This is a genomic window from Bradyrhizobium sp. U531 (genome assembly GCF_051710265.1).
GTDB lineage: Bacteria > Pseudomonadota > Alphaproteobacteria > Rhizobiales > Xanthobacteraceae > Bradyrhizobium.
Window position 1 is genome coordinate 411,360 of record NZ_JASVEN010000002.1, and the last position, 20,985, is coordinate 432,344.

The following is a 20,985-nucleotide window of genomic DNA, read 5'->3' on the forward strand; positions in this document are numbered from 1 at the left end:
ATAGCAGGGCATGAGCATCACCGACTTCCTTCCCAAGGACGTCAGCCTCACCGTTGCGATGGCGCTTTGCGCCGTCGCGTTCATTTCCGGCACGGCGCGCGGTTTCTCCGGCTTCGGCTCGGCGCTGATCTTCATGCCGCTCGCGAGCAGCATCGCCGCGCCACGGCTGGTCGCGGCGCTCCTTCTCGTCATCGATTTCGTCGCGGCGGCGCCGCTGCTGCCGGATGCGTGGCGCAAGGCGGACCGCAAGGCCACGGCCGTGATCGTGCTCGGCGCGCTGGTCGGCGTGCCCGTCGGCACCTATTTCCTCAGCGTGCTCGAGCCCGTCACCACGCGCTGGATCATCTCCTGCTTCGTCGCCGCGCTGCTGCTTCTGCTGCTCTCGGGCTGGCGCTATCGCGGCAAGGACCATGTCTGGCTCTCGGTCGGCATCGGCGGGCTCTCGGGTTTCTGCAGCGGCCTCGCGCAGACCGGCGGTCCGCCGATCGTCGGCTACTGGCTCGGCCGCCCGATCGCCTCGATCGTCGCGCGTGCCAACATCCTGCTGTTCTTCGGCGCGTCCGATTTCTTCTCGATGGTCAGCTATGCGACCACCGGCCTGATCTCGCGGGAATCGCTGGTGCTCTCGCTGATCGTGGGGCCGGTCTATGCGGTTGGCGTCGCCTTCGGCGCCTCGCTGTTCGGCCGCGCCAGCGAAAAAATGTTTCGCGGCATCTGCTACGCGCTGATCGCGATGGCGGTGGTTTTCGGATTGCCGGTGCTGGACGGGGTGTTGCGCTGACAATCTCCGCCGTCGTCCCTGCGAACGCAGGGACCCATACCGCGTGATCTGTCGATTAAGCACAGAGGGCTATACCGGCGAAGATCTCTTGATCGCGAGTCTTCGCAAATCCACGTCCTGTGGTTATGGGTCCCTGCGTTCGCAGGGACGACGGCGGAGGTTGTTGGTACAATCGCCTTACTGCCGCGGAGTGCGCCGCTTCTTCGTCGATTGCGTCGGCACATCCGCAGGCTCGTCCTTCAGCGCACCGATCTTGCGCAAGGCTGCGTCCGCGGCGCGTTCACCGCTTTCCCAGGCGCCGTCGACCGTGCCCCACAGCGTCTCGTGGGTGGCCTCGCCGGCGAGGAACACATTGCCGATCGGCTCGCTCAGGATTTTTCGCGAGAGCTGACCGCCCGGAGAAGCCGCCGACATCGCACCCATCACGTAAGGCGACGCATTCCAGCGCGTTGCGCTGGTCTTCTCCACCGCGGAAGCGGCCTCGCTGCCGAACAGTTTCGTGATCCATTCCCTGGCGAAGGCGGCCATCGCCTTCTCGCCCTGCTCGGACAGATCCCGGCCGAACGCGCCGCCGACGTCGATCGAGCACAGCGAGGAGCCGCCGATATTGGCGAACATCAGCGCAGTCCGCGTCGAATTGCTCTGCTCGATGAGGATGTCGTCGCGCGACAGGCCGAGCGGATTGCCCGGCAGTTGCAGCACGATGCGATCGTAGCTGCCGAGGCCGAGCTTCGATGCCGCATCCAGCGTCCGCTTGGGAATATCGGGCGCGAACTTGATCGCGCCTGACGTCAGCACGTTGGTCGAGACCGTGATGATGGCGGCGCGCGCGGCGATCTTGCCGGCTTGCGTCTCGACGCTGACGTCGCGGCTGGTCCAGGCGATCCGGCTCGCCGGCGTCGACAGCGCCACCGGCGCCTGCTCGCCAAGCTTGGTGATCAGCGTCCCGAGGCCCTGGCGACAGGCGATCGCCGCGTTGCGGTCCTGCGCACGCCCCTTGTCGATCGCAGAGAGATCCTTCAGGTCCTTGCCGGCAAAGTTCGCACCCAGCATGAACTCCGCCGCGCCTGCCCAATCGCCGAGGTCCTTTGGCAGCACGGAGGCGCAGGAACTATCCAGCTTGCCCCGCGACGCCTCATCGATGGCGCGGTTGGCGCGCACCAGCGCTGCCAAAAATTGCTCGGTTTCGCCCGCGCGCGCGTTGCGGCGGCCGATGCGCATCTTTTGGCCCGTCGGTGCCGGCAGCACGTCCAGCCCGACACTGCGCGCCAGCCGGATCATCGGATTGGTGTCGGGATTGTGCATCCAGCGCGCGCCACGGTCGAACGGCGTGTCGAAGGTGGTGCTGTCGGTGATGCAGCGGCCGCCGATTTGCGATGCCGCTTCCAGCACGACGACCTTGCGGCCCGTCGCCATGATGCGCCGCGCCGCGGCGATTCCGGCGGCTCCCGCCCCGATCACGACGATATCGGCCTCGCGCGGCAGCGGCGCGGCAGCCGCACGCAGGACCGGCATCGCGGCAAGAGCCGTCGACGCGACCAGGAAACCGCGGCGCGTGATTGTCATGGCATGGTTTCCGAGGACTTGCGGCGAACGGGAACAGTCAGCGAACCTTGCCGCATCTGATGTTGCACGGCAACCATCATGGTGAATCAATCGTGCTTGACGTCACGGAGGAATGAACCGAATTGCAACACGTTTGGACCATGATAGAGAAGGGAAAAAGACGGCCGGAAAAGGCCGTGGGGGGAGTTTGAAATGGGGACGGTCCTTGATTCAGTCGGCAAGCTGATTGCCGCGTACCTCTCGAAGGAGGTGCCCGGCTACGAGCCGTTCACGCCGAGTGACCCGGAACATCTGCGCGGCGTCATCGAGCCCGGCGACGTCCTGCTGGTCGAGGGCAACAACCGCATCTCCGGTATCATCAAATATCTGACGCAGTCGACCTGGTCGCATGCCGCGCTCTATGTCGGGCCGGTCGAGGGCGCCGAGGAGCCCGACGGCGAGCCGCATGTGCTGATCGAGGCCAATATCGGCGAAGGCGTCACCTCCGCGCCGCTGTCGAAATATTTCCCTTATCACACCCGCGTCTGCCGCCCGGTCGGTCTGTCCTATGAGGACCGCACCACGGTCTGCCGCTATGCGATCAACCGCATCGGCTTCGGCTACGACACCAAGAACATCGTCGACCTCATGCGCTTCCTGTTCCCGCTGCCGGTGCCGCAGCGCTGGCGACGGCGCATGATCGCGATCGGTTCGGGCGATCCGACCAAGATCATCTGCTCGGCGCTGATTGCGCAGGCGTTCGATGCGGTGCGCTACCCGATCCTGCCGAAGATCACCAAGGCCGGCAGCCGCGCCGCCCGCCGCGAGATCCTGCACATCCGCGATTCCTCGCTCTACATGCCCCGCGACTTCGACATCTCGCCCTATTTCGAAGTGGTCAAACCCACCATCGTGCACGGCTTCGACTACACCGCGCTGCACTGGGCCGACAAGCAGAAGCCGCTCGAGGAGGTAGCGGGCACATTCAGTGTGTTTCCAGAAACGATCAGTGCGCCGCCGCTCGTTCTTGAAGCGGTTGACCAAACGGCGCCGGATGCGATTCCGGCTGAAGAAGTGAGCGCGGAGCTCGCAGAGATGAGCAGCAATTTCTCCGAACATTTCGTGCAGCTGAGCGAGCTCGCGAGGTACCGGGCCCAACACCACGGAGATATTTGCGAGATCGCGGCGTAGCTATCGCTGTCGCTAACCGCTGTCGTCCCTGCGAACGCAGGGACCCATACCGCGTGATGTGTCGATTGCCTGCGGTAGAAGTACCGAACGACTAGGCGTAGCCAAACTCCACCCTGGGGTTATGGGTCCCTGCGTTCGCAGGGACGACAGCTGTTCGTGGGGCGCGTTCACGTCTCAACAGCGGTCATTGCGAGGAGCTCTTGCGACGAAGCAATCCAGAATCTCTCCGCGGAAAGACTCTGGATTGCTTCGCTTCGCTCGCAATGACGACGGTGAAAACCTACCGCTCCGCCCGCCCGATCACCGCCATCAGCTCCGCGATCTTCTCGCGTTGATCGGCCTTGTCGCCGCTCGCGATGGCGTGCTCGACGCAATGGGCGACGTGATCCCTGAGGACTTCCTCCTCGACCCGCCGCAGCGCGGCGCGCACCGCTGAGATCTGCGTCACGATGTCGATGCAGTAGCGGTCTTCCTCTACCATTTTCGACAGGCCGCGAACCTGGCCTTCGATCCGGCCGAGACGTTTTCCGAGGGATGCCTTGATGTCCTTGCGCATGGGGTCTATATACCCCTACCGGGTATGGGTTGCAAGACCCGGATACGGCCGGAGCAGCACAATGAACGACGCGGAACACGGGCATCATCACGACGCAAACGCGCACGCCGGATGCGGCTGCTCGAGCAAGGCGGCGCCGCCGGCCGCCAAGCCGGCTGCGTCCTCATGGTGCGGCGGGCATGGCGATCATGCAGGACATGCGCATCATCACGGTCATGACCACGGTGACACCGCGACCAAGGTTAGGGATCCCGTCTGCGGGATGAGCGTCGATCCCGCGACCTCGAAGCACCGCTTTGACCATCACGGCGAGACCTTCCATTTCTGCTCGGCCGGCTGCCGCACCAAGTTCGAAGCCGACCCCGGCAAATATCTCGCCAAGGAAAAGGCGCCCGAGCCGGAAATGCCCGCGGGCACCATCTACACCTGCCCGATGCATCCGGAGATCCGAAAGGTCGGACCCGGCAGCTGCCCGATCTGCGGCATGGCGCTGGAACCGGAAGTCGCAAGCCTGGAGACCGGACCCAATCCGGAGCTTGCCGACATGACGCGGCGGTTCTGGATCGGCGGCGCGCTGGCGCTGCCGGCCATCGTGCTGGAGATGGGCGGCCATCTCGCAGGCCCGCACAGCTGGATCGACCCGACGCTCTCGAACTGGATCCAGCTCGTGTTCGCAACGCCGGTGGTGTTGTGGGCCGGCTGGCCGTTCTTCGTTCGCGGCTGGCAGTCGCTGCTGACACGCAACCTCAACATGTTCACGCTGATCGCGATGGGCACCGGGGTCGCCTATGTCTACAGCCTCGCCGGCACGCTCGTGCCGCAGCTCTTCCCTGCCGCGTTTCGCGGCCATGAGGGCGCGGTCGCGGTCTATTTCGAGGCAGCGGCCGTCATCACCGTGCTGGTGCTGCTCGGCCAAATGCTGGAGCTGCGCGCCCGTGACGCGACCTCCGGCGCCATCAAGGCGCTGTTGCAGCTCGCGCCCAAGACCGCGCGCCGCGTCGATGCCGACGGTAGCGAGCATGAGGTCGAGATCGACACGCTCCATGCCGGCGACCGCCTGCGCGTTCGTCCCGGCGAGAAGGTGCCGGTCGATGGCGCCATCCTGGAAGGACGGTCCTCGCTCGACGAATCCCTCGTCACGGGCGAATCCATGCCTGTCACCAAGGAGACCGGCGCAAAGGTCATCGCGGGCACGCTGAACCAGTCGGGCAGCTTCATCATGCGCGCGGACAAGGTCGGACGCGAGACGCTGCTGTCGCAGATCGTGCAGATGGTGGCGGACGCGCAGCGCTCGCGCGCACCGATCCAGCGCCTGGCCGATCAGGTCGCAGGCTGGTTCGTCCCGACGGTCATCGTCGTCGCCCTCGCCGCGTTCGGCGCCTGGGCCTGGTTCGGACCGGAGCCGCGGCTGGCCTTCGGCCTCGTCGCCGCCGTCAGCGTTCTGATCATCGCCTGCCCCTGCGCGCTGGGCCTGGCGACCCCGATGTCGATCATGGTCGGCGTCGGGCGCGGCGCGCAAGGCGGCGTTCTGATCAAGAACGCCGAGGCGCTGGAGCGGATGGAGAAGATCGACACGCTGGTGGTCGACAAGACGGGAACGCTGACCGAGGGCAAGCCCAAGGTGGTCGCCATCGTTCCGGCGTCCGGCTTTGCGGAAGACGACATCCTGCGGCTCGCGGCCAGCGTCGAACGCGCCAGCGAGCACCCTCTGGCCGACGCGATCGTGCGCGCCGCCAAGGAGAAGCAGCTGGCGCTCGGCCAGGTCGAGCACTTCGACTCGCCGACCGGCAAGGGCGCCACCGGCAAGGTCGACGGCAAGACCATCGCGCTCGGCAACGCCAGATATCTGTCGTCGATCGGCATCGACACCGGGGCGCTCGACGCCGAAGCCGAACGGCTGCGCGGCGACGGCGCGACGGTGATCAACATGGCCGTCGACGGCAAGCTTGCCGGCCTGTTCGCGATCGCCGATCCGGTCAAGGCTTCGACGCCGGAGGCGCTCAAGGCGCTCGCTGCCGAGGGCATCAAGGTCATCATGCTGACCGGCGACAACCGCACCACGGCGGAGGCGGTGGCGCGCCGGCTCGGCATCGCCGATGTCGAGGCCGAGGTGCTGCCGGATCAGAAGAGCGCGGTGGTCACAAAGCTGCAGAAGGCCGGCCGCATCGTCGCGATGGCCGGCGACGGCGTCAACGACGCGCCGGCGCTGGCCGCCGCTGAAGTCGGCATCGCCATGGGCACCGGCACGGATGTGGCGATGGAGAGCGCGGGCATCACCCTGCTCAAGGGCGATCTCATCGGCATCGTCCGCGCGCGAAAGCTGTCGCAGGCGACGATGAGCAACATCCGCCAGAACCTGTTCTTCGCCTTCATCTACAATGCCGCCGGCATTCCGATCGCGGCGGGCATCCTCTACCCGGCCTTCGGCCTGCTGCTCTCGCCGATCATCGCCGCGGCGGCGATGGCGCTGTCCTCGGTGAGCGTGGTCGGAAACGCGCTGCGCCTGCGCGCGACGCGGCTATAGGGACACTGCGTAGCCCGGATGGAGCGCAAGCGAAATCCGGGTTCTGCCAACAAATCGAGGCTGCCCCGGATTGCGCTTCGCTCCATCCGGGCTACGGTTCACGGGATATAGGCGAGCGGCGGGGAGCATCTGATGCAGCGGATTACGATCACGATCGAAGACGATCTGCTGGCGGAGATCGACGCGGCTGCAGAGGCGCGCGGCTACCAGAACCGCTCCGAGATCATCCGCGACCTCGCCCGCGCCGGCCTGCAACAAAGCACCGAGGATACCGCACAGACCGGTCCATGCGTTGCCGGCCTCGTCTATGTCTACGACCACGCCGCCCGCGATCTGTCGAAACGACTGGTGCAGGAGTTCCACGGCCACCACGAGCTCGCGCTGGCGACGCTGCACGTCCATCTCGACGACAACAATTGCATGGAGATGACGGCGCTGCGCGGCGACGCCTCCGAGGTCAGGCATTTCGCCGACCACATCATCGCCGAACGCGGCGTGCGCTATGGCCGCGTGGTGATGATTCCGACCGGCGAGGGCAAGCCGGCCAAGGCGCGCAAGCACGGGCACCGGCACGACTAGTTGAGAGTTGGGTGCCCCGACGCAGCGCAGCGCGCAATTCAGCGGTGTGCTGCGGAGCCGGTGCCCATCTCGCGTCAAGCTCCTGGGTCCCGGCTCTGCAGCGCGTCATTGCATGCCGCGCTGCGTCCGGGACACGAGACCTTCGGTCCGCCGCAGGCAGCGGCCTCCCTTGCCGAAGCCGCATTGGGTGTCTACCTCTCGCGGGTGATTTCGTGAAAGGGCCCCCCATGCTGGATGCCGCCATCAAGGCGCTGTCGCAAATGATCTCGCCGCCGATGCGCTCGATCCTGTGGCGATCGATCGGGCTGGCGCTGGTGCTGATCATCGTGCTGGCGATTGGCCTGCAGCGGCTGCTCAGCTGGTTTGCGACCTCCGGCGAGGTCTGGCTGGAGGGCCTGCTCGGACCGGGCTGGCACGCTTCCCTCGAAGTCCTGTCCTGGATCGTCTCGATCGCGGCCGGTCTCGGCGTCGTGTTCGGCGGCATCTTCCTGATGCCGGCAATCACCTCGCTGGTGGCGAGCCTGTTCGTCGACGACGTCGCCGACATCGTCGAGCGTGAGCATTATCCCGCCGAGCGCCCGGGCACGGCGCTGCCGTTCAGCCAGGCGATCCTCGAAGGCGTCAAGACCGCGCTGCTGACGATCCTGGTGTATATCGTCGCGCTGCCGTTGGTGTTGTTCGCCGGCGCCGGCTTTTTGATCTTCTTCATCGCCGCCGCCTGGCTGCTGGGCCGCGAATATTTCGAGCTCGCCGCGATGCGCTTCCGCTCGCCGGAGGAAGCCAAGGCGATGCGGCGCGACAATGCCGCGACCATCTTCACCGCCGGCCTGTTCATCGCGGCCTTCGTCTCGATCCCGATCGTCAACCTGGCGACGCCGATCTTCGGCATGGCCTTCATGGTTCACATGCACAAGCGGCTGTCCGGCCCGCGGCCGGAGCTGATCGAGCCGGCGCGGCAGATGCGCTAACGGCGCCGTCTCACACCGTCTTCTCCGGCCATCGGCAGAGATCGTTGATCAGGCACACCTCGCAGCGCGGCTTGCGCGCGAGGCAGGTATAGCGGCCGTGCAGGATCAGCCAATGATGGGCGTGCAGCATGAACTCGGCCGGAATCACCTTTTCGAGGCCGAGCTCGACCTCCAGCGGCGTCTTGCCGGACGCAAGAGCGGTGCGGTTGCCGACGCGGAAGACGTGCGTGTCGACCGCCATAGTGTGCTCGCCGAAGGCCATGTTGAGCACGACGTTGGCGGTCTTGCGTCCGGCGCCGGGCAATGACTCGATCTCGGCGCGCGTGCGCGGAACCTCGCCGCCGAACTCCCTGAGCACCTTGGCCGACAGCGCGATCACGTTCCTGGCCTTGGTGCGATAGAGGCCGATGGTCTTGATGTAGTCGCGCAGACGCTCCTCGCCGAGGTCGAGCATCTTCTGCGGCGTGTCGGCGATCTCGAACAAAGCGCGCGTCGCCTTGTTGACGCCGGCATCGGTGGCCTGTGCCGACAGCACGACCGCAACCAGCAGCGTGAACGGATTGACGTGCTCGAGCTCGCCCTTCGGCTCCGGATTGGCCTTGCGAAAACGGCTGAAAACCTCGTGAACCTCGGCCGGCGTCCAGCGTTTGATCGCTTTGAGCGGTTTCTTGGCCGGCGCCGATTTCTGCGCGGGCTTTTTCTTGGCAGGGTTGAGCTTCGCAACGGCCGCCTTTGCCGTCTTCTTCGGCACGGGCGCTTTGCGCGGAGCCTGCTTGCGGGTGATTTTCGCCATGATCGGGATATACTGAGGGACGATGAGCCCAGGCAACGAAATTGAGCACGAGCGTTTCGAAGATCTGCGCGATCAGCAGATCTTCTCCGCGCTGCTGACGCCGCATCGCTCGCTCAATCGCTCCGGCTTCCTCGCGGTGATGCTGTTTCTGAGCGTCGTCAGCTTCGCCACCGGCCTCGTCTTCCTGATGAAGGGCGCCTGGCCGGTGCTCGGCTTCTTCGGCCTCGACGTGCTCGTGGTCTGGTGGGCGTTCAGGGCCAATTTCCGCACCGCGCAAGCGCGCGAGGAAGTCACCGTCACGACATCCGAGCTGCGCGTACGGCGCATCAGCCACCGCGGCCAGGTGGTCGAATGGAGCTTCAACCCGCTCTGGGTCCGGCTCGACATGGAGGTCGACGAGGATTTCGGCATCGAGCATCTCTATCTGATCTCGCGCGGTCACCAGATCCGGATCGCGCGATTCCTGGGGCCGGATGAAAAGGCGAGTTTTTACAAAGGCTTGGTCGAGGCACTGAATGCCGCCAAGCGCGGCCCGACCTACAATCCAATCACCTGACCGCCGGGTCGGAAATCGGGTGGTTTCACCTCCCTCGGACGCCTACATTTCCGCCCATGATGACACTCGCCATACATGACCAGCGCCTGGCCAAGCCGGGCACCCAGAACGCCGCGTTGCGCGACTATGATTCGGTCCGTCGGGCGATCGCGTTCATCTCGGAGAACTGGCGCGCGCAGCCGACCATCGAAGCGATGGCGGATGCGGCCGGCGTTACGCCGGACGAGCTGCACCATCTGTTCCGCCGCTGGGCCTCGATCACGCCGAAGGCCTTCATGCAGGCGCTGACGCTCGACCACGCCAAGGGATTGCTGCGGGACTCCGCCAGCATCCTTGATGCCGCGCTCGATTCGGGGCTGTCGGGCCCGGGCCGGCTGCACGATCTCTTCGTCACCCACGAAGCGATGTCGCCGGGCGAATGGAAGAACGGCGGCGCCGGCCTCACCTTGCGCTACGGCTTCCACCCCTCGCCGTTCGGCACCGCGATCGTGATCGCGACCGATCGCGGCCTCTCGGGCCTCGCCTTTGCCGATCACGGCGAGGAGAAGGTCGCGCTCGCCGACATGACGCGGCGCTGGCCGAACGCCATCTATGTCGAGGATCACGAAGGCACCGCGCCGCTCGCCGCGCGCGTCTTCGACACCAAGCTGTGGCGGCCGGACCAGCCGCTGCGCGTGGTGATGATCGGCACCGATTTCGAGGTGCGGGTGTGGGAGACGCTTCTGAAGATCCCGATGGGGCGCGCGGTGTCGTATTCGGACATCGCCTGCAACATCAACAGCCCGAAGGCCTCGCGCGCCGTCGGCGCCGCGGTCGGCAAGAACCCGGTCTCCTTCGTCGTGCCCTGCCACCGCGCGCTCGGCAAGAGCGGTACGCTCACCGGCTATCATTGGGGCATCACCCGCAAGCAGGCGATGCTGGGCTGGGAGGCCGGGCAGCTGGGGATGCAGTGATTGTTTTTCTCCCCTCTCCCCGCTTGCGGGGAGAGGAGAAGGAACTCAACCCGCCAGATCCAGCTTCGACGCCACGGTCGAATCCGCATTGAGCCGGTAGATGATCGGCACGCCCGTGGCGAGCTCGCGCTTCAAAATGCCTTCGGGCGAGAGCTTCTCCAGCACCATGATCAGCGCGCGCAGCGAATTGCCGTGGGCGGCGACGAGGGTGCGCTTGCCGTTGAGCACGCCGGGCAGGATCTCCTGGACGTAATAGGGCAATGCGCGCGCCAGCGTGTCCTTCAGGCTTTCGCCGCCGGGCGGCGGCACGTCGTAGGAGCGGCGCCAGATCAGCACCTGGTCCTCGCCCCATTTCTTGCGCGCGTCGTCCTTGTTGAGGCCCGAGAGATCGCCGTAGTCGCGCTCGTTCAGCGCGAGGTCCCTGGTGGTCGGCAGGCCCTTCTGGCCGAGCTCACCGAGGATGAGATCGAGCGTGTGCTGCGCGCGCGTCAGCGCCGAGGTGTAGGCGACGTCGAACTGAAGCCCCTGCGCCTTGAGCTTGCGGCCGGCATCCGTGGCCTCTTTCACACCGAGCTCGGTGAGGTCGGGATCCTTCCAACCGGTGAACAGGTTCTTCAGATTCCATTCGCTCTGGCCGTGGCGCACGAGCACGAGAAGACGTTCGCTCATCAACTTCTTTCCGTTGTTCAGATGTCAGACAGGCCGAGCACGTCGGCCATGGAGTAGTGTCCCGGGCTCTTGCCATGCGCCCATAGCGCCGCCTTCAGCGCACCGTGCGCGAACAGCATGCGGTCCTCGGCCTGGTGCGACAGCGTCAGGCGCTCGAACGGGCCGAGGAAGGTGACGCTGTGATCGCCGGCGACGGTGCCGCCGCGCAACGAGGCAAAACCGATATTGCCCGGCCGACGCGCGCCGGTGATGCCATCGCGGCCCCGCTCGGAATGTTCGTCGAGGGTGACGCCGCGGCCGCTGGCGGCGGCCTGACCCAGCATCAGCGCCGTGCCCGAGGGCGCGTCGACCTTCATGCGGTGATGGGTTTCGACGATCTCGATATCGAAGCTTTGGTCGAGCGCCTTGGCGACACGCTTGACCACAGCGGCGAGCAGATTGACGCCGAGGCTCATATTGCCCGACTGCACCACCACGGCGCGGTTGGTGACGCTCTTGATCACGGCGTTGTCGGAGCCCGACAGCCCGGTGGTGCCGACGACATGGACGATGCCGCGCTCGGCGGCGATGGCGACATTGGCGATGGTCGCGGCCGGGACGGTAAAATCGAGGATGCCGTCGGCCTCCTTCGCCATCGCCCAGAGATCCGCTGAAAGCTTGATCCCGTTGCTGGGAAGTCCTGCGAGCACACCGGCATCCTTGCCGAGCAGCTCGGAGCCCGGTGCCTCCAGCGCGCCCGCCAGCACGGCGCCTTTGGTGTCGGCGATCGCCCGCACCAGCGCGCGGCCCATCCGGCCGCCGGCTCCCGCAACAATCAAGCGCATGTCGGACATGGTGTAATCCTCTTCGCCGCCGTTGTAGCGGGGGGAGCCAGTTCCGGCAACCGAGGGGCTTGGTAAGGTCGCCCGCAGCCATCCTTCGAGACGCCTGCCTGCGGCGGGCCCTCAGGATGAGGTCGGAGTACGTGGTGGCGTTGCGGCCGTTACCGGCGCTGCTGAGCCTCATCCCGAGGAGACCGCGGAGCGGTCGTCTAAGGACGAGGCGCGTGCGCAGATTTCTCTTTACCCGTCCGCCGGCTGCGGGCCGTCATAGCCCTCGATGATGATCAGGTCGGCGATCGAGTGCGGCTGGCGTACCTTGATGTTGGCCTGGTATTCCGGCGAATTGTAGCAGGCGATCGCGGTGTCGTAGTCCGGGAATTCGATCACGACGTTGCGGGTGCGGCTGGCACCTTCGACGGTGGTGAACTTGCCGGCGCGGACGACGAAACGGCCGCCCCATTTCTTGAAGATCGGACCGTTGGCGACGGCATAGGGCTTGTAGCCCTCGTCACTGCTCACGTCGACGCGTCCGATCCAGTAGCCCTTTGCCATTGTTCTTCTCCCTGTGTTGTTTGCTCTAGCCTAGCGCTTGCGCGATCTCGGCCTGGATCGCGTCGGCCGCAGCCTTGGGGTTCGCGGCTTCGAGGATCGGCCGTCCCACGACGAGATAGTCGGCACCCGCGGCGATCGCGCGGCCCGGCGTCATGATGCGCTTCTGGTCACCACTCGGCGCACCCGCCGGTCGGATGCCCGGTGTAACGAGGCTCATCTGATGGCCAACGATCTTGCGCAAGGCGCCGACCTCTTCCGGCGAGCAGACGAGACCGTCGACGCCGAGCACTTGCGCCTGCTGTGCGCGCGCCTCGACCAGCTCGGAGACGCCGAGCCGGTATCCGGCCGCGTGCAGATCGTCGTCGTTGTAGGAGGTGAGCACGGTGACCGCGAGAATCTTCAAGCCCGATCCGCCGCGCCCTTCGACCGCAGCCTTCATGGTCTGCGGATAAGCATGCACGGTCAGAAACGTCGCGCCCAGCCTGGCGACGCTCTCCACGCCCCGCGCGACCGTGTTGCCGATGTCGTGCATCTTGAGATCGGCGAACACCTTCTTGCCCCGGTCGGCGAGCTTGCCGATCAGCGGCAGGCCGCCGGCATAAGCGAGCTGATAGCCGATCTTGTAGAAGGTGACGCTGTCGCCGAGCCCAGCGATCATCGCCTCCGCAGCTTCAACGCTCGGCACATCGAGCGGCACGATCAGGCGGTCTTTCGGGGCGATCTCGGCTGGCGTCATGTCACCTCACATCATGCGTTGGGAAATGTCGATCAATTGCGCGACCAGCTCCTTCAACGCGGCGATATCGCCCTCGTTCTTGAGCTTGTCCATATCGTCATAGGCCTGGTCGGCAAAGGCGAGCGTGAGCTGGCTCGCAATCACATTGGCGTGGCAGGAGGTCAGGATCAGCCTGAGCGCCTGCAGCGCACGCGCCGCGCCGAGCCGGCTCTGCGAGGCGCCGGCAAGCGCGAAGGCGCGATGGCGGAACACTTCGCCGCGCGCCTCGTGCGGATCCTGCACGCGGCTGACCCAGTCGATCGCGTTCTTGAGCAGCGGCGGCACCGAGGCGTTGTATTCGGGCGAGACGAACAGCACGCCGTGATGCGTGCCGATCATACGCTTGAGATTGACGGCGTGCTTGGGGACGCCGGACTTGGCCTGGAGATCGCCGTCATAGATCGGCAGCGGAAAATCGGCGAGCGAGATGCGGGTGATTTCGACGCCGGCCTGGGCGAATTCATAGGCGGCGACCGCCGCCAGCTTCGCATTATGCGAGCCGGTGCGCAGCGAGCCGGGAATGACCAGGATTTTCGGGGCGGACATCCACTTCCATACGTTCGGCGAAACGAGTCCGCCGTGCATCGAAGGAAGCCAGCGGAATTAGTCCTTGCGATACACCCAGACGCGGGCCGGCGGAAGGTTCATCCAGATCCGTTCCGAGGCCTCTGTGGACACGCCGGGCAGCGATTTCGGGATCGGCGGCACCACCGCATAGGTGAACTGGACGAAGGGCGCGCCGGGCGCCAGCGCCGTGAAGGCGTCGCGGATCAGCCGCAGCCGGGTCAGCATCGGTTTGGTCACCAGCGGCAGGCCGGAGACGACCGCGCTCGCCGGCGCACTCAGCACGTTCCAGAGCGTGTCACGCAGGCGATAGGCATCGCCCTGCACCACCTTGGCCTGCGGATACCGGTCGCGCAGCAGCGCGCAGAAGCCGGGATTGTATTCGACCAGGACGAGACGCTTCTGGTCGACGCCGCGCTCGACCAGCGCGGAGGTGATGGCGCCGGTGCCGGGCCCGAGCTCGACCACGGGCGCGTCCGAATCGACGTCCACGTAATGGGCCATGGTCCGCGCGAGCAGCTTGCCCGACGGCATCACCGCGCCCATGTGCAGCGGCTTTTCGATCCAAGATCTGAGAAAACGCACCTCGTCATCGAGACGAGGCTTCTTCAACGCACGCGCGGACGATGGCAATGGCATGTCAGGACCGGACGGGACCGCGGGACGCGGCGTGTCAGAAAATGGTCATAAAGACGTATAGGCCGAAGTCGATACGGTCAAGCCGAGTCAACTCGCCCGATTACCGAAGAAATCCTTGACCTTGGCGAAGAAGCCCTCGGATTCCGGCTGGGTGTTACCGGAAGACAGCTTTTCGAACTCGGCCAGCAATTCCTGCTGCTTCTTGGTGAGATTCTGCGGGGTCTCGACCACGACCTGGACATACATGTCGCCCATCTGGCGCGACCGCAGCACCGGCATGCCTTTTGATGCAATGCGGAATCGGCGGTTGGACTGGGTTCCGGGCGGCACTTTCACCTTGGCCTTGCCCTTTTCGATGGTCGGCACCTCGAATTCGCCGCCGAGGGCGGCCGTCACCATCGAGATCGGCACACGGCAATGCAGATCGGCGCCGTCGCGCTGGAAGAACTGGTGCTGGGCCAGCGACAGGAAGATGTAGAGGTCGCCGGGCGGGCCGCCGCGGACCCCGGCCTCGCCTTCGCCGGCGAGCCTGATCCGTGTGCCGTCCTCGACGCCCTGCGGAATGTTGACCGACAAGGTCCGCTCGCGGGTGACACGGCCCTGGCCCGAGCAGGACGGGCAGGCATCCTCGATCATCTGGCCGCGGCCCTGGCAGCCCGGACAGGTGCGCTCCAGCGTGAAGAAGCCCTGCGACTGCCGCACGCGGCCGGCGCCGCCACAGGTCGAGCAGGTCTTCGGCTTGGTGCCGGCCTTGGCGCCGATGCCCGAGCAAGCCTCGCAGGTGACCGAGACGGGAATCTCGATCTGCGCGGTCTTGCCGCCAAAGGCTTCCTCGAGCGTGATTTCCATGTTGTAGCGCAGGTCGGCGCCGCGCTCGCGGCCGCCGCGGCCGCGCTGCCCGGCCATGCCGAACAGGTCTTCGAAAATGTCGGAGAATGAGGAGGCGAATCCCGCGCCGAAACCGGCGCCGCCGCCGCCCTGCTCGAAAGCGGCATGGCCGTAGCGGTCATAGGCCGCGCGCTTGTCCTTGTCCTTGAGGACCTCGTAGGCCTCGTTGATTTCCTTGAACTTGATTTCGCTGCTGTCATCCCCGGGATTGCGGTCGGGGTGAAACTTCATCGCCAGCTTGCGGAACGACGATTTCAGCTTGCCTTCGTCGGCATCGCGTTCGACTTCGAGGGTCTCGTAGTAGCAGCGCTTGGTGGACGTGGACATGTTGAGCTCGGTCTATCCAATCGCGATTCAAGTCGGAGCGAAGCGACATCGCCGCGCGACGATATGGGCAGCCTTTCGCCTCGCGGCGGAGGACTGCATAGCGGCGTTCAGCATAACGGCTGGAAATTGATCGATCGTAACGGGCACCCGTCCCGTCCGTCCCGACACGTCGGCCTCCCCCGAAGGGGAGGAGGCCGGTTGCGCGTGTGGGGTCCAAGCCGTCCGCATGTCACCCTCTCGGGGCTCAGGCGGACTTCTTGTTGTTCTTGTCGTCGTCGACCTCGGTGAATTCCGCGTCGACGACGTCGTCCTTGGCCGCATCCTTCTTGGCGTCGGCCTCGGCCTGCTGCGTGTACATCGCCTCGCCGAGCTTCATCGAAGCTTGGGCCAGCGTCTGGGTCTTGGCCTTGATCGCCTCGGCGTCGTCGCCCTTCAGCGCTTCCTTGAGGTCGCTGACGGCATCCTCGATGGCGCGGCGCTCGGTCTCTGCGACCTTCGAGCCGTGCTCGGCCAGGGCCTTCTCGGTCGAATGCACCAGACCATCCGCCTCGTTCTTGGCGGTGACGGCCTCGCGGCGCTTCTTGTCCGCCTCGGCATTGGCCTCGGCGTCCTTGACCATCTTCTCGATGTCGGCTTCCGACAGACCGCCGGAGGCCTGGATGCGGATCTGCTGCTCCTTGGCCGTGGCCTTGTCCTTGGCCGAGACGTTGACGATGCCGTTGGCGTCGATGTCGAAGGTCACCTCGATCTGCGGCATGCCGCGCGGAGCCGGCGGAATGCCCATCAGGTCGAACTGGCCGAGGATCTTGTTGTCGGCCGCCATTTCACGCTCACCCTGGAAGACGCGGATGGTGACCGCGTTCTGGTTGTCCTCGGCGGTCGAGAACACCTGGCTCTTCTTGGTCGGGATCGTGGTGTTGCGGTCGATGATGCGGGTGAACACACCGCCCAGCGTCTCGATGCCCAGCGACAGCGGGGTCACGTCGAGCAGCAGCACGTCCTTGACGTCGCCCTGGAGCACGCCGGCCTGGATCGCAGCGCCGATCGCCACGACTTCGTCCGGATTGACGCCCTTGTGCGGCTCCTTGCCGAACAGCTGCTTCACGACTTCCTGGACCTTCGGCATGCGCGACATGCCGCCGACCAGAACCACTTCGCCGATCTCGGCTGCGGTCAGGCCCGCGTCCTTCAGTGCCTTGCGGCACGGCTCGACGGTCCTCTGCACGAGATCGTCGACCAGCGCCTCGAACTTGGCGCGGGTGAGCTTCATCGTCAGATGCTTCGGGCCGGTCTGGTCCGCGGTGATGAAGGGCAGGTTGATCTCGGTCTGCGTCGTCGACGACAGCTCGATCTTGGCCTTTTCAGCGGCTTCCTTCAGGCGCTGCAACGCGAGCTTGTCGTTGCGCAGGTTGATGCCCTGCTCCTTCTGGAATTCGTCGGCGAGGTAGCCGACGAGGCGCATGTCGAAATCTTCGCCGCCGAGGAAGGTGTCGCCGTTGGTCGACTTCACCTCGAACACGCCGTCGCCGATCTCGAGAATGGAGATATCGAAGGTGCCGCCGCCGAGGTCGTACACGGCGATCGTGCCGGTCTTGGTCTTGTCGAGGCCATAGGCCAGCGCCGCCGCGGTCGGCTCGTTGATGATGCGCAGCACTTCGAGGCCCGCGATCTTGCCGGCGTCCTTGGTCGCCTGGCGCTGGGCGTCGTTGAAGTAGGCGGGAACGGTGATGACGGCCTGGTCGACCTTCTGGCCGAGATGGGCTTCCGCGGTCTCCTTCATCTTCTGCAAGATGAACGCAGAGACCTGCGAGGGCGAATAGGTCTGGCCGTCGGCCTCGACCCAGGCGTCGCCGTTGGAAGCCTTCACGATCTTGTAGGGAACGAGCTTCTTGTCCTTCTCGACCATCGGGTCGTCGTAGCGGCGGCCGATGAGGCGCTTCACTGCGAAGAAGGTGCGCTCGGGATTGGTAACGGCCTGGCGCTTGGCCGGCTGGCCGACGAGGCGCTCACCGTCGTCCGTCACGGCGACGATCGAAGGCGTCGTGCGCATGCCTTCGGAATTCTCGATGACTTTGGCGTTCTTGCCATCCATCACGGCGACGCACGAATTCGTGGTGCCGAGGTCGATCCCAATGACCTTTCCCATGGTCCTGATATCCTTGTTTTTGCGGCAGGTTGGCTGGGCCCAGAAGGCACCCGAACCGAAACCCCCTAAGATCAAACATCCGCGATATTGCGATGATTGAGGCTCATATAGGAGGGGGGGAGGGGGCCGCAAGGACCGAAGCTAGGTTTCTGCCGCGAAAACATCGGGTTTTGGAAGAAGATATCCGGACTTCACCGCACTTGCGGGTGAGGAATTATTAACAGGTTCAGGCGTCAGCAAGCCCCCCGCATCCACAAGCCGCCCCGCCCTGTTGCCGCCGGCCCAAACCCGGTAAAAGGCGGGCCGGCCGGGCAGCCACGACAGCTGCCGCGCGCGACAAAGCGGCCCGGTGGGCGACCATCGAACGGCCTCAATGTGAACCAATCAGAGTGCCCATGAAGCTGATCCGCCCCCTCGCCGCGCTCGCCCTTCTCGTTAGCTCCGTGCTTCCGGCCATCGCGGCCGACGCCGTTTTTCCGCCGGGCTTGCGGCTCGGCATGGTGCCGCTGGTCGGCCTCAGCACGGCCAAGAGCTTTCCGGGCTTCGAAAGCGAGGACGGCAGCGTCAAGGTGCTGATCACCGAGCTGCCGCCAGCGGCCTATGGCGAGGTCGTCAGCGCCTTCAACGCCAATCCGGCCGGCGCCAACGGCGTCAAGCAGGACAAGATCGAGACGCCCGCAGGCCTTGCCTATTTCACCACCGAGAGCGGCAAGGCCGGCGAGACCGCAGTGAAGCGCTATTCGATGATCGTGCCGGGGGCCGGCTTCTCCGGCTATGTCGCGGTGCAGATCCCGGAGAATGCGAGCAAGATCTACACGGATGAGGCAGTGCGGCAGATGTTTGCGAGCACCACCACCCGCAAGCAGGTCTCGGCCGAAGAGCAGATCGCGCTGATGCCGTTCAAGATCACAGATCTTGCCGACTTCAAGGACATCCGCACGCTGGCGCCGGGCTCGAGCATCATCCTGGCCGACGGCAACGAGAGCGCAGGCTATGAGTCGAAGCCGTTCATGATCCTCGGCCTGATCGGCTCCACCCCGCAAGCCGCCGACGACCGCGCCCGCTTCGCCCAGGAGGCCGCGCTGCAGATCCCCGGCGTGCGCGAATCCCGCGTCACCATGTCCGAGCCGATCCGCATCAACGGACAGCAGGGCTTCGAGACCCGGATCGACGGTGTCAGCGGCAAGGAAAAGACCCCGGTCACCGTGGTGCAGTGGATCCGCTTCTCCAGCGGCGGCGCCTCGCTGCGCATCGTCGCCAGCGCGCCTCGAGACCAGTGGCCAACCGCCTTCACCCGCTTCCGCGCGGTGCGCGACGGGATTCAGCCGAAGGGCTGAGGCGCGAAAGCGGCGCTACACATTCGGTGTCATCCCCGCGAACGCGGGGATCCATACCGCGTGATCTCGCGGTTGCACGCGGTCGCAGTACCCCACCAAGAGTCTTCGCCAAACTCCTCCCTGGGGGTATGGGTCCCGGGTCTGCGCTTCGCTTGCCCGGGACGACACTGAGGTCGGGTCTGCAAGCCCAACCCCTCATCAAACCCGGCCGCATTTTCGGGCTTCTGTTCGTGTACGAACGGAACTAGGCTTCCCTTCCGTTGGATCATCTCAAGGGGAGGCGAACGATGCTCGATCGGCGACAGATCTTGGCCATGCTGGGAACGACAGCTCTCGCGACTCTCGCGCCAAGCGCGCTGCTTGCGGCGACGTCCATCAAGCCGGACGAGAGCTCCGCGCTGCTCGTGATCGACGTACAAAACTGCTTCCTGCCCGGCGGCAGCCTCGCCGTGAAGGAAGGCGAGCAGGTCGTTCCGGTCATCAACAAGATCTCGAAGGCGTTCGCGAACGTGGTGATGACGCAGGACTGGCACACGCCGGGCCATGTCTCCTTTGCCTCGGTGCACTCAGGCAAGAAGCCGTTCGAGACCGTCGATCTTCCCTACGGCAAGCAGGTGCTGTGGCCCGACCATTGCGTGCAGGGCACCGACGGCGCGTCACTATCGAAGGATCTTGCGATCCCGCACGCCGAGCTCATCATCCGCAAGGGTTTTCACAAGGACGTCGACAGCTACTCGGCGTTCCTCGAAGCCGACGGCAAGACCTCGACGGGCCTCGCCGGCTATCTCAAGGGCCGCAAGATCAAGCGCGTCTTCGTCGTGGGCCTGGCGACAGATTTCTGCGTCGCCTGGACCGCGCTCGACGCGCGCAAGGCGGGCTTCGAGGTCTATGTCGTGGAAGACGCCTGCCGCGGCATCGACACGCAGGGCTCACTCGCCAAAGCCTGGGCCGATATGGCCAAGGCCGGCGTGAAGCGGATCCAGTCCGCGGATATTGCGGTGAGCGCGTAAGGCTTTCGCGCAGTCATTCCGGTTCGGCTCGTAGAGCCGAACCATGGTGCGCAATTGCGCACCCGAGAATCTCGAGATTCCGGGTTCGATGCTTCGCATCGCCCCGGAATGACATCGGGACTCAGTTCACTTCGTTGCTGTTCGCGGCCGGTGCGGGTTTGGCGCCGCCCTTGGCGACACCGACCAGGGCCGGGCGCAGCACGCGTTCGCCGATGGTGTAGCCGGCCTGCATGATCTGCACCACGGTGCCCGACGGCACCGAAGCATCGGGCACTTCGTACATCGCCTGGTGGAAGTTCGGGTCGAACCTCTGGCCCTGGGGATCGAGCTTCTTCACGCCGTGCTTTTCCAGCGCGCTGTGCAGCGAACGCTCGGTGAGCTCGACGCCCTCGATCAGCGCGGTCAGGCCGGGATCGGCCGCAGCACGCGCTTCGGCCGGAACGGCATCGAGCGCGCGCTGAAGATTGTCGGCGATGTCGAGCACGTCGCGGGCAAAGCCGGTGATGCCGTAGAGGCGGGCGTCGGCGACTTCCTTGGTGGTGCGCTTGCGCAGATTCTCCATCTCGGCCAGCGTCCGCAGCATGCGGTCGCGCGCCTCGGCGACGTCCTTCTGCAACATCTCGACCGAGCCGGGCTCGGGATCGTCGGGCATGATGTAGGGCTTCGACACCACGGGTTCGCCGGTCGGCGCGGTCGTGTCTTCGGGTTGCCGGTCTCGATCGGTCATCGGCTCTGTTCTCGAACTCGTCTGGTATTGAGGTGATCTGGGATTGTTGGACCGGATATCGTGCTTTGAGCAGCGAAAATCAAG

The 20,985-nt window shown here is 65.4% G+C and carries 21 protein-coding genes; 9 read left to right on the forward strand and 12 right to left on the reverse strand.

The features are described from left to right. The first annotated feature begins 10 nt into the window (after positions 1-10). A complete protein-coding gene (locus tag QRQ56_RS13800) occupies positions 11-781 on the forward strand; it encodes a sulfite exporter TauE/SafE family protein (RefSeq protein WP_438740717.1) in 771 nt (256 codons plus the stop codon). A gap of 177 nt (positions 782-958) precedes the next feature. On the opposite strand, the gene QRQ56_RS13805 is transcribed toward QRQ56_RS13800, so the two are convergent. Further along, a complete protein-coding gene (locus tag QRQ56_RS13805) occupies positions 959-2,347 on the reverse strand; it encodes a flavin monoamine oxidase family protein (protein WP_438740719.1) in 1,389 nt (462 codons plus the stop codon). A gap of 192 nt (positions 2,348-2,539) precedes the next feature. Between QRQ56_RS13805 and QRQ56_RS13810 the strand changes: the two genes are divergently transcribed. Beyond that, positions 2,540-3,517: a YiiX/YebB-like N1pC/P60 family cysteine hydrolase gene (locus QRQ56_RS13810; protein ID WP_438740721.1), complete on the forward strand. Its 978-nt coding sequence runs from the start codon at positions 2,540-2,542 to the stop codon at positions 3,515-3,517. 280 nt (positions 3,518-3,797) lie between these two features. On the opposite strand, the gene QRQ56_RS13815 is transcribed toward QRQ56_RS13810, so the two are convergent. Then, positions 3,798-4,073 (reverse strand): metal-sensitive transcriptional regulator, encoded by a 276-nt coding sequence (locus tag QRQ56_RS13815; protein WP_438740723.1) that lies wholly within the window; start codon positions 4,071-4,073, stop codon positions 3,798-3,800. Positions 4,074-4,134: 61 nt separating this feature from the next. On the opposite strand from QRQ56_RS13815, the gene QRQ56_RS13820 reads away from it, so the two are divergent. The 3 genes from QRQ56_RS13820 to QRQ56_RS13830 all read left to right on the forward strand — a co-directional run bounded on the left by QRQ56_RS13820 (position 4,135) and on the right by QRQ56_RS13830 (position 8,144). After that, positions 4,135-6,597 carry a heavy metal translocating P-type ATPase gene (locus tag QRQ56_RS13820; protein WP_438740724.1) on the forward strand — a complete coding sequence of 821 codons (2,463 nt, stop codon included), beginning with the start codon at positions 4,135-4,137 and terminating at the stop codon, positions 6,595-6,597. Positions 6,598-6,729: 132 nt separating this feature from the next. Further along, positions 6,730-7,176: a nickel-responsive transcriptional regulator NikR gene (gene nikR, locus QRQ56_RS13825; RefSeq protein WP_438740726.1), complete on the forward strand. Its 447-nt coding sequence runs from the start codon at positions 6,730-6,732 to the stop codon at positions 7,174-7,176. Between the two features lie 227 nt (positions 7,177-7,403). Beyond that, entirely contained in the window at positions 7,404-8,144 is a 741-nt protein-coding gene (locus tag QRQ56_RS13830; RefSeq protein ID WP_438741467.1) for a sulfate transporter family protein, read from the forward strand. A gap of 10 nt (positions 8,145-8,154) precedes the next feature. On the opposite strand, the gene nth is transcribed toward QRQ56_RS13830, so the two are convergent. After that, positions 8,155-8,937: an endonuclease III gene (gene nth / locus QRQ56_RS13835; RefSeq protein WP_438740728.1), complete on the reverse strand. Its 783-nt coding sequence runs from the start codon at positions 8,935-8,937 to the stop codon at positions 8,155-8,157. Positions 8,938-8,959: 22 nt separating this feature from the next. On the opposite strand from nth, the gene QRQ56_RS13840 reads away from it, so the two are divergent. Together QRQ56_RS13840 and QRQ56_RS13845 are read left to right on the forward strand one after the other, a co-directional pair. Beyond that, a complete protein-coding gene (locus tag QRQ56_RS13840) occupies positions 8,960-9,493 on the forward strand; it encodes a DUF2244 domain-containing protein (RefSeq protein WP_438740730.1) in 534 nt (177 codons plus the stop codon). A 56-nt stretch (positions 9,494-9,549) separates the two neighbouring features. Further along, entirely contained in the window at positions 9,550-10,446 is an 897-nt protein-coding gene (locus QRQ56_RS13845; RefSeq protein WP_438740731.1) for a methylated-DNA--[protein]-cysteine S-methyltransferase, read from the forward strand. Between the two features lie 45 nt (positions 10,447-10,491). On the opposite strand, the gene QRQ56_RS13850 is transcribed toward QRQ56_RS13845, so the two are convergent. The 8 genes from QRQ56_RS13850 to dnaK all read right to left on the reverse strand — a co-directional run bounded on the left by QRQ56_RS13850 (position 10,492) and on the right by dnaK (position 17,827). After that, positions 10,492-11,115 (reverse strand): 2,3-bisphosphoglycerate-dependent phosphoglycerate mutase, encoded by a 624-nt coding sequence (locus QRQ56_RS13850; RefSeq protein ID WP_438740733.1) that lies wholly within the window; start codon positions 11,113-11,115, stop codon positions 10,492-10,494. A gap of 17 nt (positions 11,116-11,132) precedes the next feature. After that, complete coding sequence (dapB, locus tag QRQ56_RS13855) at positions 11,133-11,948, reverse strand: 4-hydroxy-tetrahydrodipicolinate reductase (RefSeq protein WP_438740735.1); 816 nt, start codon at positions 11,946-11,948, stop codon at positions 11,133-11,135. A gap of 228 nt (positions 11,949-12,176) precedes the next feature. Continuing rightward, entirely contained in the window at positions 12,177-12,488 is a 312-nt protein-coding gene (locus QRQ56_RS13860; RefSeq protein WP_438740737.1) for a DUF1330 domain-containing protein, read from the reverse strand. 25 nt (positions 12,489-12,513) lie between these two features. Beyond that, positions 12,514-13,224, reverse strand: coding sequence for an orotidine-5'-phosphate decarboxylase (gene pyrF / locus QRQ56_RS13865; protein ID WP_438740738.1), 711 nt, complete (start codon positions 13,222-13,224; stop codon positions 12,514-12,516). Between the two features lie 6 nt (positions 13,225-13,230). Next, entirely contained in the window at positions 13,231-13,809 is a 579-nt protein-coding gene (locus tag QRQ56_RS13870) for an NADPH-dependent FMN reductase (RefSeq protein WP_438740740.1), read from the reverse strand. A gap of 57 nt (positions 13,810-13,866) precedes the next feature. After that, the gene (locus QRQ56_RS13875; RefSeq protein ID WP_027534962.1) at positions 13,867-14,466 is read right to left on the reverse strand and encodes a class I SAM-dependent methyltransferase; all 600 of its coding nucleotides are present in this window, start codon (positions 14,464-14,466) and stop codon (positions 13,867-13,869) included. Between the two features lie 87 nt (positions 14,467-14,553). Further along, positions 14,554-15,681, reverse strand: a complete 1,128-nt coding sequence (gene dnaJ, locus QRQ56_RS13880; protein ID WP_438740743.1) for a molecular chaperone DnaJ — start codon at positions 15,679-15,681, stop codon at positions 14,554-14,556. Between the two features lie 244 nt (positions 15,682-15,925). Beyond that, positions 15,926-17,827 (reverse strand): molecular chaperone DnaK, encoded by a 1,902-nt coding sequence (gene dnaK, locus QRQ56_RS13885; RefSeq protein ID WP_438740745.1) that lies wholly within the window; start codon positions 17,825-17,827, stop codon positions 15,926-15,928. Between the two features lie 395 nt (positions 17,828-18,222). Between dnaK and QRQ56_RS13890 the strand changes: the two genes are divergently transcribed. Next, the gene (locus QRQ56_RS13890) at positions 18,223-19,164 is read left to right on the forward strand and encodes a hypothetical protein (RefSeq protein WP_438740747.1); all 942 of its coding nucleotides are present in this window, start codon (positions 18,223-18,225) and stop codon (positions 19,162-19,164) included. 287 nt (positions 19,165-19,451) lie between these two features. Continuing rightward, positions 19,452-20,174, forward strand: a complete 723-nt coding sequence (gene pncA / locus QRQ56_RS13895; protein WP_438740748.1) for a bifunctional nicotinamidase/pyrazinamidase — start codon at positions 19,452-19,454, stop codon at positions 20,172-20,174. Positions 20,175-20,295: 121 nt separating this feature from the next. Here pncA and grpE read toward each other — a convergent pair whose 3' ends face one another. Then, entirely contained in the window at positions 20,296-20,901 is a 606-nt protein-coding gene (grpE, locus tag QRQ56_RS13900) for a nucleotide exchange factor GrpE (RefSeq protein ID WP_438740750.1), read from the reverse strand. Between the last annotated feature and the right edge of the window lie 84 nt (positions 20,902-20,985).

What these genes read in the sequence shown, in the direction of transcription:
- QRQ56_RS13800 (WP_438740717.1), top strand. Translation starts at nt 11, where the DNA reads ATGAGCATCACCGACTTCCTTCCCAAGGACGTCAGCCTCACCGTTGCG.
- QRQ56_RS13805 (WP_438740719.1), bottom strand. Translation starts at nt 2,347, where the DNA reads ATGACAATCACGCGCCGCGGTTTCCTGGTCGCGTCGACGGCTCTTGCC.
- QRQ56_RS13810 (WP_438740721.1), top strand. Translation starts at nt 2,540, where the DNA reads ATGGGGACGGTCCTTGATTCAGTCGGCAAGCTGATTGCCGCGTACCTC.
- QRQ56_RS13815 (WP_438740723.1), bottom strand. Translation starts at nt 4,073, where the DNA reads ATGCGCAAGGACATCAAGGCATCCCTCGGAAAACGTCTCGGCCGGATC.
- QRQ56_RS13820 (WP_438740724.1), top strand. Translation starts at nt 4,135, where the DNA reads ATGAACGACGCGGAACACGGGCATCATCACGACGCAAACGCGCACGCC.
- nikR (WP_438740726.1), top strand. Translation starts at nt 6,730, where the DNA reads ATGCAGCGGATTACGATCACGATCGAAGACGATCTGCTGGCGGAGATC.
- QRQ56_RS13830 (WP_438741467.1), top strand. Translation starts at nt 7,404, where the DNA reads ATGCTGGATGCCGCCATCAAGGCGCTGTCGCAAATGATCTCGCCGCCG.
- nth (WP_438740728.1), bottom strand. Translation starts at nt 8,937, where the DNA reads ATGGCGAAAATCACCCGCAAGCAGGCTCCGCGCAAAGCGCCCGTGCCG.
- QRQ56_RS13840 (WP_438740730.1), top strand. Translation starts at nt 8,960, where the DNA reads ATGAGCCCAGGCAACGAAATTGAGCACGAGCGTTTCGAAGATCTGCGC.
- QRQ56_RS13845 (WP_438740731.1), top strand. Translation starts at nt 9,550, where the DNA reads ATGATGACACTCGCCATACATGACCAGCGCCTGGCCAAGCCGGGCACC.
- QRQ56_RS13850 (WP_438740733.1), bottom strand. Translation starts at nt 11,115, where the DNA reads ATGAGCGAACGTCTTCTCGTGCTCGTGCGCCACGGCCAGAGCGAATGG.
- dapB (WP_438740735.1), bottom strand. Translation starts at nt 11,948, where the DNA reads ATGTCCGACATGCGCTTGATTGTTGCGGGAGCCGGCGGCCGGATGGGC.
- QRQ56_RS13860 (WP_438740737.1), bottom strand. Translation starts at nt 12,488, where the DNA reads ATGGCAAAGGGCTACTGGATCGGACGCGTCGACGTGAGCAGTGACGAG.
- pyrF (WP_438740738.1), bottom strand. Translation starts at nt 13,224, where the DNA reads ATGACGCCAGCCGAGATCGCCCCGAAAGACCGCCTGATCGTGCCGCTC.
- QRQ56_RS13870 (WP_438740740.1), bottom strand. Translation starts at nt 13,809, where the DNA reads ATGTCCGCCCCGAAAATCCTGGTCATTCCCGGCTCGCTGCGCACCGGC.
- QRQ56_RS13875 (WP_027534962.1), bottom strand. Translation starts at nt 14,466, where the DNA reads ATGCCATTGCCATCGTCCGCGCGTGCGTTGAAGAAGCCTCGTCTCGAT.
- dnaJ (WP_438740743.1), bottom strand. Translation starts at nt 15,681, where the DNA reads ATGTCCACGTCCACCAAGCGCTGCTACTACGAGACCCTCGAAGTCGAA.
- dnaK (WP_438740745.1), bottom strand. Translation starts at nt 17,827, where the DNA reads ATGGGAAAGGTCATTGGGATCGACCTCGGCACCACGAATTCGTGCGTC.
- QRQ56_RS13890 (WP_438740747.1), top strand. Translation starts at nt 18,223, where the DNA reads ATGAAGCTGATCCGCCCCCTCGCCGCGCTCGCCCTTCTCGTTAGCTCC.
- pncA (WP_438740748.1), top strand. Translation starts at nt 19,452, where the DNA reads ATGCTCGATCGGCGACAGATCTTGGCCATGCTGGGAACGACAGCTCTC.
- grpE (WP_438740750.1), bottom strand. Translation starts at nt 20,901, where the DNA reads ATGACCGATCGAGACCGGCAACCCGAAGACACGACCGCGCCGACCGGC.